Source organism: Gordonia sp. SGD-V-85 (assembly GCF_001456905.1).
Classification (GTDB): domain Bacteria; phylum Actinomycetota; class Actinomycetes; order Mycobacteriales; family Mycobacteriaceae; genus Gordonia; species Gordonia hongkongensis.
In genome coordinates this window covers 38,732-51,775 of the sequence record NZ_LNQO01000006.1, presented here as the reverse complement: position 1 = coordinate 51,775, position 13,044 = coordinate 38,732, and the positions used below count along the sequence as shown (strand labels likewise).

The following is a 13,044-nucleotide window of genomic DNA, read 5'->3' as shown; positions in this document are numbered from 1 at the left end:
TCGATCCGTTGCCCCCTTGCGATCAGGTCGGCAACGGATCGGCGCCGCGTTCCGCGAGCAGCATCGTCATCAAACCGATCTCGTCGCCCTGGTCGCCGATCATCATGAGCGCGAGGTCCTTCGTCGCGGAACCGGTCCGCTCGTCGTTGTATGCCGCCTGGGCCATCGACATCCCGCCACGGTGATGCCGGATCATCAACTGCAGGAACAAGATCTCCGCCTCGCCGGGTGGCAGGGTGGAAAGGCGGCCGATCTCGTCGATACTCGCCATGCCGGGCATCGGCGGAGGGGATTCGTCGTGATGGGTGCCCTCGTGGTGAGGGTCTCCGCCGGACATCCAGGACATCGGCTCCGGCGCGGTCACCGGTTCGTCGAACCACAGCAACCAGCCACGCATCGTAGCGGTTTCGGCGGTCTGCGTGTGAACGATCCGGTCGGCGACGCCGCGGATCTGCGGCGCGACTCCGGGCACCGCACCGATCGTTCGCGACATGAGGATCGCCTGGTCGTGGTGCGCCGACATGTCCTGCGCGAAGCCGATGTCGGACACGCTCATCGCGGATGAGTCGTGATCGCGTCCCTGCCACACCGCCCCGACGACGACACCCATGGTGACGAGCAGGGCCGCGGTCACGCCGAGGACCATCGCGCGCACCAGCGGGACGCCGAGGCGAGAAGCGCTCATCCGATCGAGGAGTTCTGGTCCGGCGGTGGCGTGTACACCGCGGGACTCAACCGCAACACCTGGAAGCCGCCGTCGGAACAGGTGACCCGCAGCTCGTTTCCGCGGAACTCGGGTGGGGACATGCACCAGTCCGTCGACATGTCACCGCCGACGATCATCCCGCTACGTGGACCGACCATCTCGTTCAACCGGACCTTGCCGTTCGCGATCGACATACCGAGGCTGAGGAATTCGACGGCGGGCAAGCCCATCAGCGAGCCGACGACGTGCGGCGAGTTGGGTGACTCCGCGATCGTGGTGCCCTTGCGGGCCGGCGGGTTGTAGTAGGCGATCTCGCGAATCCGGTCGAAGTCGCGGATGTCGAAGACCCGGATACCCGACGATTCCCAGCCGCACGCGAGCGCGGTGGGATCGGTCGCTCGGTCCACCGTGCAGTAGTGCGGATTGCTGCTGAACAGCGACCCGCCGGTCGACGACCGCAGATTGGTGTCGAGGTGCTCGGGGAGATTGATCTCGAGTTTGATCTGCGCGGTGTACCGGGGCTTGTTCACCCGCGTCACGTCGAAGATCTTGACGCCGCCCGAACCTGCTTCGTCGGCGGTGACGATGTGGGGCCGGCCCCGGTAGGTGATCGGGATCGAGTGCTGGTTCAGCTGGCCGTCGGGCCAGAGATAGGCCGCGGTGTGCGGGACCTGCGGGTGCGGCCGTCGCTCCTGGACGTCGCTGACGTCGAGCACCGTCACACCCGCCATGTTGGACAGGTACATCCGGTTGCCGTCCGGGGACATGCCGAACCCGTGCCCGAGGAACGAGTGCAGACCCTGCCAGATCACGCGGGGCGACCGGGGATCGGCGATGTCGATGGCGCTGAGGTGCCCGGGGAACACCCCGGACGCCCAGTAGGTGCGGCCGTCGGGGGAGAAGCCGCCCTCGTGCGAGGTGAACGGCAGGGGCGTCGACGTGCCCGGGCCCGTGTTCAGGAGCTTGGGTCGGGTGCAGTCGGAGATGTCGTACACGGCGAAGAAGCCGCCGCCCCAGAGCAACGGCACCGACGTAGCGGCCAGGAGCTTGCGCGCCTTGTTGACCTTCAACGTCTCCCACGTGCCGCCGCGCATCGCCGGATCCGTCAGGGACCCGACGACTCGCGGCGCGCTCGGGTCGGATGCGTCGATGACCTGTACGCCCGGCGGGTTCACCCAGTTGTTTCCGGGGAACAGGCTGCCGGTGTAGCTGCAGTGCTCGAAGCTCGCCGACACGATCCCGCCGCCGGCGCCGCGGACACCGCCGATCCGCGTGATGTTGCAGCGGTAGCCGCGCATGCTCCGCCCGGACAGACGATCTTCGGCGCTGACATCACCCTGCAGGCCGGGTTCGGGGAGTGAGCCCGGCCCGCAGTCCGCTTGGGGAACCGCGACCTCGGAGATGTCGGGGAAATAGTGGTTGGCCGCGCCGGCGGGGGCCGCGACCAGCATCGTCGAGAGAAGCGTCGCACCGGCCAGGAGGCAGGTGACGGCGTGGCGACGACGGCGCCGGCGGACCCCCGAACGGACCCTGTGTCGCGCGTCGAAACGAGTAGGCATCATCGCATCCCCCGATCGTGATCTGAGTCAGGCTAGTGGGCGAGGCGAGACGACATCGCGGAATCGTCGAATCCGGTCTCACGAACAGAGCCGGCCCGGGTCTCCGGGCCGGCTCGTGTCGGGTGCGTCAGACGTCAGACGGCGTCGCCGCCGTCGATACTGCCGAAGTCGCCGACCTCGACGTTGCCCTCGTCGTCGACGGCGGTGTCGAAGGTGCCGTCGCCGTCGGTGTCGGCGACGGCGATGTCGGTGAGGCCGTCGGCGTCGGTGTCGGCTTCGATGATGTCGATCTCGCCGTCGGCGTTGGTGTCGTAGGCGATGGAGTCGGCCTGGCCGTCGCCGTCGGTGTCGAGGATGGCGTCGGTGGTTCCGTCACCGTCGACGTCGGTGAGTGCGGCGTCGACGGCTCCGTCGCCGTCGGTGTCGACGAGAACGGCGTCGGCGGGGATCTCGGTGCTCATTGGTATGTCCTTCCAAGTGGGGTGAGTGCTTCTGGGCGGTTCATGTACTTGGAGGCGACGTCGAGGACGAATGTTCCCGGGGTGCCGGGAGTCGTTCGGATGACCGATCCGGCGACCGGCTACCGTTTGGTCTCGTATCACTCGACTTCGGAGGTTCACTGTGCAACAGATCGGCGTCATCGGCGGAGGCACCATGGGAGCGGGCATCGCGGAGGTGTGTGCGAAGGCCGGCAGCGATGTCGTGATCGTGGAGGTCAAGCAGGAGTTCGCCGACGCCGCGCGGGCGCGGGTGGAGAAGTCGCTGGCCAAGGCGGTCAGCAAGAACAAGCTGGCGCAGGACGACGCCGACGCCGCCCTCGGACGTCTGCGGGTGACGACCGACTACGCCGACCTCGCCGATCGCGACCTGGTGATCGAGGCGGCGCCCGAGATCGAGGAGCTCAAGCGGCAGATCTTCGCGAACCTCGACGAGGCGACCGGTGCCGACACCATCCTCGCGACCAACACGTCGTCGATCCCGATCATCAAGGTCGCGACCGCGACCAAGACCCCCGAACGCGTTGTCGGCGTGCACTTCTTCAACCCGGTGCCGGTGATGCCGCTGGTCGAGATCATCTCCACGCTGACCACCGCGCCGGAGACGGCCGACGCCGTGAGCGCATACGTCACCGACACCCTCGGCAAAACCGCGGTCCGCGCGGGTGACCGTTCCGGCTTCATCGTCAACGCGCTGCTCATCCCGTACCTGTGCCAGGCCATCCGGATGTTCGATTCGGGCTACGCCTCGGCCGAGGACATCGACCTCGCGATGAAGGGTGGCTGCGGCTACCCGATGGGGCCGCTCACCCTGCTCGACACCATCGGCCTCGACGTGACGCTCTCCGCCGCGGAGTCGCTGTACGCGGAATTCGCCGAACCCCATTACGCGCCGCCGGCGCTGCTGCGTCGCATGGTCGACGCGGGACGCCTCGGACGGAAGACCGGTCGCGGTTTCTACACCTACTGACAGCTGATCGCCGACGCCGAACCCCGGCTCACCTTCGGGTGAGCCGGGGTTCGTCGTATGAGGGGTCCTCCACGCGGGGATTGTCGGCCGTCGTGTGCCCCGCTAAGCTGGCAGCAATCAGACAACAAGTGTTATCAGAATGGGTGGGGTCATGACGCAATCCGACGAGCGGATGTCGCGGGTGGAGATGGACAACATCGACAGCAGCTTCTTCGCGCGCTCGCTGCTCTCGATGGGACAGACGATGAGCACGACGAACGTCATCATGCAGCTCGCCAATCCGGCGGTCGGCTACGGTGTCGCACACAGCAAGGTCGAGAACGGGCGGCTCGACAAACATCCGGTCAAACGCGCACGGACCACCGCGTCGTATCTGGCGGTCGCGATCCTCGGCAACGCCGACGACCGGCGCCGGTACCGGCATGCCGTCAACCGCCAGCACGCGCAGGTGCGCTCGGACGAGAACAGTCCCGTGGAGTACAACGCGATGAACACCGACCTGCAGCTCTGGGTCGCGGCGTGCCTCTACTTCGGGTGGGAGGACATCTACGAGCGCGTCCACGGACCGCTGCAGGGCGCGGATCGCGAGAAGTTCTACCAGCAGGGCAAGGTCTGCGGGACGACGCTGCAGATGCCGGCCGAGGCGTGGCCCGCCACGCGCGACGAGTTCACCACCTACTGGGACGACCAGGTCTCGCGCATCGAGATCAGCGACGAGATCCGGGACTTCCTCCTCGACATCGCCAATTTCGGTTACGCGCCGGAACGCATCCAGGAGAAGTACGGTCCGGTGAAATTGCGCCGGACCATCGGCTATCTGCCGCAGCCGTTCCGCGACGCACTCCGGGTCGAGTGGACCGACGAGGATCAGGCGTGGTTCGACGGCTACGTCGGCCGGTTGGTGGAGAAAGAGCGTCGCACTCCGCTGTGGGTGTCGCAGTTGGGTTTCCGGCTCCTGCTGGCCGACGTCCGGCTTCGGGTCAAGATGGGGCGGCCGCTCGTCTAGGAGGCGCCGGCACCGCTCCGGCGCGCGGCCAGGAAGGCGAGTGTTCCGGCGCCCAGGCACGCAACGGCGCCGACCGCGAGACCGATGCGCGCGCCGAATGTCTCGATGATCGCGCCGACGATCGGGCCACCGATCGGCGTCGAGCCCATGAACGCCACCGACCACAGCGCCATCACCCGGCCCCGCATCCGCGGTTCGGAGTTGAGCTGCAGGGTCGCGTTTCCCGTCGACATGAAGGTGACACTCAACCAGCCGACCCCGAAGAGTGCGCAGATCGCCGTCGGGAGGTTCGGGGCGAGTGCGGTCGCCGCGACGGCGACCCCGAAGCCGAAGGCCGCCAGCGTGAGTGGCCGCAATCCGGTGTTCCCGCGGGCCGCGACCACGAGTCCGCCGACGACCGCACCGACTCCCATCGCCGACGTCATGAAACCGAGGGCTTGTGGCCCGCCGTCGAACACGAAGTCCGCGGCGGCGGGCAGCGTGACCGGGAAGTTGTACGTCAGGGTCCCGACGAGTGCCATCGTGGCCAGCGGGATCCACAGCGCGGGGCGACTCCGGACGTATCGAAGACCCTCGCGCAGCTGACCTTTCGCGCGCGGAACCGGTGATTCCGCGGTGATCTTCGACGAGTCGAGCGCGAGCAGCGACGCGACCACGGCGATGAAGCTGACCGCGTTGATCGCGAAGCATAGACCCGAACCGACGAGGGCCAGGATCACCCCGGCCACCGCCGGACCCACCGCGCGAGCGGCGTTCACCATGACCGAGTTGAGTGTGACCGCGTTGCGGATGAGGTCTTTGCCGACGATCTGATGGATGAACGCCTGCCGCGCCGGCTGTTCGAAGGCGTGCCCGAGCCCGAGCATCACCGCCAGCACGCCGACGTGCCAGACCTGCACCACCCCGGTGAGGGTGATGGCGGCGAGCGCCGCGGCCAGCAGCCCCATCATCGACTGCAGGACGATGAGCAGGCGTCGGCGGTCGACGCGGTCGGCGATCACGCCCGCGTAGGGCCCGATGAGCAGGACCGGAAGCGCCTGCAGGGCGACGATGAGTCCCAGGACGGACGCCGACCCGCTCAGCGTCAGCACGAGCCACGCCTGCGCCGTCGCCTGCATCCACGAACCCGTCATCGAGACGGCCATACCGGCGTAGAACAGGCGGTAGTTGGGAATGCGCAGCGAGGCGAACATGCTGTTCCGCCCGGCGTCTCCGGGGCGCCGACCGTCCGGTTCGCGCTCCCGCGGTTCGTCTCCGATCTCGGGAACACGGTCGTCGGTCATCGCCGACCATCGTAGGCGCGTGCGCCTCCACCCAGGGGCCCGCCTCCAGTAACGTCGGCGGGATGACGCAGACGGTGATCGTGTCGGGCGGGACGGGCGGCCTGGGGTCGGCGGTCACCCGCACGTTGCTCGACGACGGATGGCGCGTGGTGGTGCCCGGGCGCACCGAAGCCGGGTTGTCACGCCTCCCGGAATCGGACCGGTTGGTCGGTGTGCACGCCGACCTCTTCGACGAGGCGTCGGTCGCCGAGGTCGTGGCGATCGCCACGAGCGACGCGTCGGCGCCGGTGACCGCGGTGGTGAACCTGGTGGGCGGGTTCGCGATGGGGGAGCGGGTCGACGCGACGCCGGTCGACGAGTTCGAGCGACTGCTCCGGCTCAACCTGCGGCCGCTGTATCTGCTGTCCGCGGCGGCCATTCCGAGGATCATCGAGGCCGGCGGCGGGTCGATCGTCGGGGTGTCGGCGAAGGCGGCGTTCGCACCCTTCTCCGGTGCGGCCGGGTACATCACGTCGAAAGCTGCGGTGTGGGCGTTCATCAGTGCGCTCGCCGCCGAGTACAAGTCCGACGGCATCCGGGCCAATGCGATCCTGCCGTCGGTGATCGACACCCCGGGCAACCGCGCTAGTCAGCCGGATTCGTCGCGGGCGGGCTGGGTGTCGCCGGAATCGATCGCGCAGACGATCTCGTTCCTGGTCTCCGACGCCTCGAGTGCGATCACCGGCGCGCAGGTCCCCGTGCCGGGCGTCGGCTGAGCCGGAGAACCGCTGGTGCGCAATAATCTGCGTTGAGCGATGGTGTAAGCGGTCGCACCGCAGTCGATTCAACTATGCCGGATGGAAGTCGCATGCGGGATCGCATCTGTCGATTACCCCGGCAGCGGGTCACCGTTCTCGCGCTTGCGCGGGAGCCATGTTGCGAGGGTCCGGCCCAACGTCTGAACCAGCTCGGAACCGAACACGCACAGCGTCTTCTCCCACGGATGTCCGAATGTGCCAGTGCTGAAGTCGGGCCGAGCGAAGATGTAGTAGTCGCCGTTCGGGAACACCGGCACCGGCCACTCGGCGTCGAACGTCTCGGCATGTGCCGCTGCATTGAGCCGATAACCGGGATGCTGCCAGTCGAGCACGATCCAGTAGGGATCGTCCTGCGCTTTGACGAAGCAACGCTGCGCCTCGGCGTTGATCGCATCGAATTGGGCGCTCCACACGCCGGGAGAGTTCTCCGGGACAGATAGGTCGAAGGTTACCGACGGAGCCGGATCGACAACTGCGGGCCAGCCTTTCGGGTAGATGCTGGGCCGGAACGATCGAAACCGATCACGGAACAACTCCCACGCCACGTCCTCTTCGTCTCGGGGCAGGTAGCTCCATCCTGGCGGTAGCGGGTTTCCGTGGTCGAGGGTCCAACGCATCATCGGTCCATCGTCGCAGAGCGTAGCGGGCGGAACACCTTCATCACGTTCCGCCACAGCACTCTCAGACGACATCCGATGGTGCGCGGCGCCAGACGAAGAGACCCACCGCGACGAGGATCTGCCCGCAGATCAGCGCGGCGGGGAGGGCAAGCAGTTCCCAACCGGTCGTGCCGAAGTTCGTCGCCCACACGACGATCGCTGCGCCGAGCGCTACGGTGGTCAACTGGCCGAGGGTCGTGAGGATCGACGCCACCGTGCGCGAGCGTCCCCGAAAGACACACGCGCCGCCGACGATCAGTGCAACGAAGGCGCACAGCAAGCCGATCAGCGTCGGGAACACCACCATGTACTCGAAGCCGCCTGAGACCTCGACAACACCTGACAGAACGAGTGATGGCACGACGAACGACAAGATGACCACCGTGCACAGCACCGAGATGATCGAGGCGAATCGCAGTGTCTTCATCCAGTCACGGTATCTGCGGTACGGATTCCATTCGGTTCTCCGTCCGTCGTGTCTCGTCCCCCCACGGCCAGGGGTTCGTTCCGACCGTCGGCCCACGCGGATGTGGCCGGTCCACAGCAACGAAAACAGCCGTACTGCTGCCTTCAACACGTACATTGAGCATGTGCTGCTCGCCGAGGCCGGACTGTCGGAATGCGCCAGAGACGCTGCGTGCAGCGCTGACTTCAACCGGCCGTTCTACATCGCGTTCGCATTGCTGGTCTTGTTCTCGGTGTGGTTCACCCTGTCGATGTTCGCGACCGTCGACGTCGTCGGTCATCATCTCGGCCTACGAGGCAGTCTGTCGTGGGTGGGGGTCGTGTGGCTTGTCCCGGTCGTCGGAGCAGCTGTGTGGCGGCTGAGCCGGTGGCAATGGCTGGTCAGGCGCAACTCTCTCGAGTGACGCGAGGACTCGAACGTGATGGAAGCCGGAGACGTACGGTGAGAACCGCGGCAGCGCAACCGAAGATGTCAATCGCGATTGGGTCGCGCGTGCACATAGGCTTCGACGACGGTGCGCATCACCGGTTTTCCGTCACCGTTGCGCAGCTCCGCCGACGAGGTGACCAGAGCGCGGGCACGGTCATCGAACTCGATCGCGTCGATGACGGTCGACCCGGTGAGGGTGTCGCCGGGGCGGACGGGACGCAGGAATTCGACGTCGCCCAGTCGCTTGCCCGCGATCACCCGCCAATTGTTCAGCACGCCGGTGACATTGAGCCTCTGGTAGATCGACATCGTGTGCAACCCACTGGCGATCAGCCCGCCGTAGGGGCCGCGTTCGGCAACGGCCTTGTCCACGTGAAAGTCCTGCGGATCCCATGCGCGGGCGAAGTCGAGCAGTTCGTCTTCGCTGACGTGATGCGTGCCGAACTCGAAGATCTGGCCCACGGACAGGTCATCGGCCCACAAGCGGTCCGATGCGTCGCTCACCTCAGGTCTGCCGCGATCTTCGGCCAGGTGGTCTCGAGGTCGCGTTCCCAGTAACCCCAGGAGTGGGTGCCGCTCGGCCGGAAGGTGACCTCGTGCGGCACCTTGAGCGCCCGCATGCGCGACACCATCTGCTTGGTGCACTCGTTGACCGCGGCCTCGATGATGCCGCCGATGACCATCTGGTTGGCCAATGTCAGCGGATCGCCGGCGACCAGCGGTGCCTCGAGCCGGTCGAACTGTCCGGGCATGCCGGTGCCGCTGGTCATGTAGACCTTGGTGCCGCGCAGCTTGTCCGCGTGGATGTACGGGTCGTTGTCCCGCCACCCGGCCGAATTGACCGGTCCCCACATGTTGTTCAGGTTGCCCTGCCCGCGGTCGGCGACGACCATCCGGATGTAGGCCTGTCCCACCGGGTCGCTGGTACGCGCGCACCCGCTGTAGGCGGCGGCTGACCGGTAGAGCTTCGGTGCGGCGATCGCGAGGTTGAGCACCGACGTCCCGGCCATCGAGATCCCGGCGATCGCGTTGACCTTGGTGGTGTCGAATTCCTTGTCCACCAGCGGCGGGAGCTCCTTGGTGAGGAACGTCGTCCACTTGTTGCGGCCGAGTACCGGATCGTCGTGCTGCCAGTCGGTGTAGTAGGAGAACGCGCCGCCGATCGGTGTGACGACGTTGACCTCTTTGTCGGAGAAGAACTTCGCATACTGGGTCTTGGCCGCCCAGGTAGCCGAGTCCTCGCCGCCGCCGGCGCCGTTGAGCAGGTAGAGCGTGGGGCGCGGCTTGGTGGTGTCCTTGGGGCGCAACACGTTGACGGGGATGAGTTTGCGCATCGCCGCCGAGTAGACGATGAGTGTCGACTGCTGGGCGGAGTCGTGGACCACGGTGTCGATGCGAGCGCGATCGGGATCGGGGGTGGGCTCGGCCAGCGCGGCCGGAGCCCATCCGGCGGTCGCGACCGCAACGGCACATCCGACGACGCACAGTCGTCGCAACCAGGAGGATCGCACCACTAGCCCCTTCTGTTAACAGAATTCTCAGACGTAACAAAGGTAGCCGAGTTCGAGTGGCGCTCCCAAGTCGAGAAGGTGCTCGTCACCCAGTTGTGACGTCACGTTCGAGGGGAGAACCCGATTACTTGACGCGATCCTTGAGCAGGAGCCGGACGGTGAGTTCGAGCCGGTTCGTGACGTCGGTCGCCGACGCGCGACGGGTCAGCCACTGCACCAGGTTCGACATCCACACATCGGAGAGGACGCGCGCGATCGCGAGATCTTCCTCGGTGGGTTCGCCGTCGTCGACGATCGCTCCGGCGAGGAGCCGGTCGATGATCCCGGCGACCTGGTCGACCTCGGCGGTCGCCGACGCGTCGGCGAACATGAACGCACGCGTCATCGCCTCGGTGAGGAGCGGATCGCGCTGCATGGCGAAGGTGATCATGTCCAGGACGTGACGGAGGCGGTCGATCGCGGTGTCGCCGCGCAACTGCGAACGATCGACCTTCGACTCGACTCGCTCGAACTCGCGGGCGAGCGCGGTGACGAGAAGGTGGACCTTCGACGGGAAGTAGCGGTACAGCGTCCCGACGGCGACGTCGGCCTTGTCGGCGACGGTGCGCATCTGCACGGCGTCGTATCCGCCCTTGGACGCCAGCGCGAGGGTGGCGTCGAGGATGCGGCGGCGGCGTTCGCGCTGCGCGGTGGAGCCGGCTTCGGGCGAGGCGGCCGACGCCGCAGCCCCGTTGGGGGCGTCGACCGCGGCGTTGCCGGGTGCAGAACGGGCCATGTGCTCTCGAACATCCTCACGTGATCAAACGTCTCAATGGGTGGATCGTGGGTGGCTACCCGATCCAAGTACACCCATGGCATATTAGAACAGGTTCTAATTATTCGTCACAACTCGACATACAGGGATTGCCAGTGACAATCGCCACGTCTTCCGAGCAGATCGCGGTCCGTGACAGCATCGCGTCCTGGGCGCGCTCCACCAGTGTGACCGACATCGTGCGGTCCGACCTCGACAAGCCGAGCGACCAGTGGACCGGTCTATTTTCGCAGATCGCCGATCTGGGCGTGTTCGCCGCAGCGGTCCCCGAGGCGTCCGACGGTCTCGGTGCGAGTTTCCTCGACGTGGCCGCCATGCTCGAGCAGTGCGGGGTCGATCTCGTCCCCGGCCCGCTCGGTCCGACGGTGACCGCGGCGATCGCGCTGGCGGTTCGCCGTTCAGATTCGGCGAAGGGTGACGACGACCCGGGTGCCGCGCTGTTGGCGGAGGTGCTGGCCGGATCGGTGCCGGTGGTGACGCCCGCGACGAGCCACGCCGGGACGGGTCTCGTCCTGGCCGACGGCGAACTCGACCTCGGGCTCGTCGCCGGCTACGTCGAGGGCTGTGCCGTGCTGGTCGAATTCGGGACCGACGATCGGGAACGGTCCTGGTGGATCATCCCGCCGGGTGCGGGAGTCGCCGACGTCACGCCGCAGACCCCGCTCGACGGAACCGCGTCGGTCAGCCACGTGACCCTGTCCGGGGTCGCCGTCGAGGACCTCGTCGAACTGGGCGACGGGACGTTCGTCGCGGGCCTCTTGTCGGCGACGCTGGCCGCCTATCAGAGCGGCGTCACCCGGTGGGCCCTCGACGCCGCCGTCGACTACGCGAAGGTCCGCACCCAGTTCGGCGTGCCGATCGGATCGTTCCAGGCGATCAAGCACATCTGCGCCGAGATGCTGTGCCGCAGCGAACGCGTCACCGCGGTCGCGTGGGATGTCGCCGGCGCGGTCGACGACGTGCTCGCGGCCGGGACGGGGGACGAGCTCGCTCCGGCGCTCGAGCAACTCGAGATCAGCAGGCTGGCGGCCGACGTCGTGGTGGGCCGCGACCCGGTCGCCAACACCAAGGACTGCGTTCAGGTCCTCGGCGGCATCGGGTTCACCTTCGAGCACGACGCTCACCTGTATCTGCGCGCCGCACTCGCCGCGCAGGCGTCGCTCGCGAACGCGTCGTCGCACGCCGCCACCCTCGCCCGGCGCGGGCTCGCGGGGGCGCGACGGCGCTTCCGTCTGGACCTCTCGCAGGTCGAGGACCGGCGCGACGAGGTCCGCACCACCGTCGCGAGGATCGCCGACGCCGAACCCGACGATCGTCGCCGTCTCCTCGCCGAGACCGGCTACCTGACCCCGCATTGGCCTGCACCGCACGGTCTGGGGGCGGATGCTGCGATGCAGCTGCTGATCGACACCGAGCTCGAGGCGGCCGGGATCGACCGGCCCGACCTGGTGATCGGCGCATGGGCGATCCCGACGATCCTGGAACACGGCACCGACGCGCAGCGCGAGCGGTTCGTCGCCCCGACGCTGGCCGGCGACATCGTGTGGTGCCAGCTGTTCTCCGAACCCGAGGCCGGCTCGGACCTGGCCGCGTTGCGCACACGGGCGGAACGGGTCGACGGTGGCTGGCGCCTGGACGGCCAGAAGATCTGGACCTCGCAGGCGCACAACGCCCGGTGGGCGATCTGCCTCGCGCGCACCGATCCCGAAGCGCCGAAGAACAAGGGCATCACCTACTTCCTCGTCGACATGGGTTCGCCGGGCATCGACATCCGGCCGCTGCGCGAGCTCTCCGGGCGGGCCAACTTCAACGAGGTCTTCCTCGACGGTGTGGTCGTGCCGGATGACTGTGTCGTCGGCGAGATCAACGGCGGCTGGCGGCTGGCCCGCACCACCCTCGCGAACGAGCGGGTGGCGATGGGCGGTACCGGCCTCGGCAAGGAGATGGAGTCGCTGCTCTCGCAGGTGCGGTCGATGGATCGGGAGCTGACCGCCGAGGAGCTAGCGTCGCTCGGCACCCAGCTCGCCGACGCCCACGTCGGCCGGGTCCTCGACGCGAGGGCGGCGACCAGGCAACTGGCCGGGCTCGACCCCGGTGCGTTGTCGAGCGTGCGCAAGCTGATCGGCGTCGAACATCGCCAATCGGTACCCGATCTCGCGCTGCGGCTCCTGGGGGTCGCGGGTCTGGCGGCGACCGAGGCGTCCGATGCGGTCCTGCAGAACCGCTGCCTCTCGATCGCGGGCGGCACCACTCAGATCCTGCGCACGGCCGCGGCGGAACGCATTCTCGGTTTGCCGCGGTAACCGGCTGCGGCGAAAGTGCCGAAACCGCAGATAAGCGCCGATTC

Annotated in this window: 14 protein-coding genes; 5 read left to right on the top strand and 9 right to left on the bottom strand. The window is 67.4% G+C overall.

The genetic code is table 11. The features are described 5' to 3' along the window. Window positions 1–22: 22 nt before the first annotated feature. The 3 genes from AS181_RS08715 to AS181_RS08705 form a co-directional block, all read right to left on the bottom strand. Entirely contained in the window at window positions 23–685 is a 663-nt protein-coding gene (locus AS181_RS08715; RefSeq protein ID WP_058251201.1) for a DUF305 domain-containing protein, read from the bottom strand. Continuing rightward, a complete protein-coding gene (locus AS181_RS08710) occupies window positions 682–2,268 on the bottom strand; it encodes an LVIVD repeat-containing protein (RefSeq protein WP_058251200.1) in 1,587 nt (528 codons plus the stop codon). The genes AS181_RS08715 and AS181_RS08710 overlap by 4 nt, the downstream gene beginning before the upstream one ends. A gap of 131 nt (window positions 2,269–2,399) precedes the next feature. After that, on the bottom strand, window positions 2,400–2,726 hold the full coding sequence (locus AS181_RS08705) for a hypothetical protein (RefSeq protein ID WP_058251199.1): 327 nt from the start codon (window positions 2,724–2,726) through the stop codon (window positions 2,400–2,402). 160 nt (window positions 2,727–2,886) lie between these two features. Here AS181_RS08705 and AS181_RS08700 point away from each other — a divergent pair, with 160 nt between their 5' ends. Together AS181_RS08700 and AS181_RS08695 are read left to right on the top strand one after the other, a co-directional pair. Further along, a complete protein-coding gene (locus AS181_RS08700) occupies window positions 2,887–3,732 on the top strand; it encodes a 3-hydroxybutyryl-CoA dehydrogenase (protein WP_058251198.1) in 846 nt (281 codons plus the stop codon). Window positions 3,733–3,871: 139 nt separating this feature from the next. Further along, a complete protein-coding gene (locus AS181_RS08695) occupies window positions 3,872–4,738 on the top strand; it encodes an oxygenase MpaB family protein (protein WP_058251197.1) in 867 nt (288 codons plus the stop codon). Here AS181_RS08695 and AS181_RS08690 read toward each other — a convergent pair. Continuing rightward, on the bottom strand, window positions 4,735–6,021 hold the full coding sequence (locus AS181_RS08690; protein ID WP_058251196.1) for an MFS transporter: 1,287 nt from the start codon (window positions 6,019–6,021) through the stop codon (window positions 4,735–4,737). The two genes, AS181_RS08695 and AS181_RS08690, sit on opposite strands and share 4 nt — an antisense overlap. A gap of 62 nt (window positions 6,022–6,083) precedes the next feature. Between AS181_RS08690 and AS181_RS08685 the strand changes: the two genes are divergently transcribed. Next, window positions 6,084–6,776: an SDR family NAD(P)-dependent oxidoreductase gene (locus tag AS181_RS08685; protein WP_058251195.1), complete on the top strand. Its 693-nt coding sequence runs from the start codon at window positions 6,084–6,086 to the stop codon at window positions 6,774–6,776. A 113-nt stretch (window positions 6,777–6,889) separates the two neighbouring features. Here the strand turns inward: AS181_RS08685 and AS181_RS08680 are convergent, their stop codons facing one another. Next, window positions 6,890–7,438: a DUF2716 domain-containing protein gene (locus AS181_RS08680; protein ID WP_058251194.1), complete on the bottom strand. Its 549-nt coding sequence runs from the start codon at window positions 7,436–7,438 to the stop codon at window positions 6,890–6,892. Between the two features lie 61 nt (window positions 7,439–7,499). Further along, window positions 7,500–7,904, bottom strand: coding sequence for a hypothetical protein (locus AS181_RS08675; protein WP_058251193.1), 405 nt, complete (start codon window positions 7,902–7,904; stop codon window positions 7,500–7,502). A gap of 163 nt (window positions 7,905–8,067) precedes the next feature. On the opposite strand from AS181_RS08675, the gene AS181_RS08670 reads away from it, so the two are divergent. Then, window positions 8,068–8,346: a hypothetical protein gene (locus AS181_RS08670; protein WP_139114201.1), complete on the top strand. Its 279-nt coding sequence runs from the start codon at window positions 8,068–8,070 to the stop codon at window positions 8,344–8,346. 68 nt (window positions 8,347–8,414) lie between these two features. Here AS181_RS08670 and AS181_RS08665 read toward each other — a convergent pair whose 3' ends face one another. The 3 genes from AS181_RS08665 to kstR form a co-directional block, all read right to left on the bottom strand. Next, window positions 8,415–8,876, bottom strand: coding sequence for a MaoC/PaaZ C-terminal domain-containing protein (locus AS181_RS08665; RefSeq protein WP_058251191.1), 462 nt, complete (start codon window positions 8,874–8,876; stop codon window positions 8,415–8,417). Next, the gene (locus AS181_RS08660) at window positions 8,873–9,883 is read right to left on the bottom strand and encodes an alpha/beta hydrolase (RefSeq protein WP_058251408.1); all 1,011 of its coding nucleotides are present in this window, start codon (window positions 9,881–9,883) and stop codon (window positions 8,873–8,875) included. The genes AS181_RS08665 and AS181_RS08660 overlap by 4 nt, the downstream gene beginning before the upstream one ends. Before the next feature lie 124 nt (window positions 9,884–10,007). After that, the gene (kstR, locus tag AS181_RS08655; RefSeq protein WP_058251190.1) at window positions 10,008–10,658 is read right to left on the bottom strand and encodes a cholesterol catabolism transcriptional regulator KstR; all 651 of its coding nucleotides are present in this window, start codon (window positions 10,656–10,658) and stop codon (window positions 10,008–10,010) included. Between the two features lie 134 nt (window positions 10,659–10,792). Here kstR and AS181_RS08650 point away from each other — a divergent pair, with 134 nt between their 5' ends. After that, window positions 10,793–13,000: an acyl-CoA dehydrogenase gene (locus AS181_RS08650; protein WP_058251189.1), complete on the top strand. Its 2,208-nt coding sequence runs from the start codon at window positions 10,793–10,795 to the stop codon at window positions 12,998–13,000. Window positions 13,001–13,044: the final 44 nt, after the last annotated feature.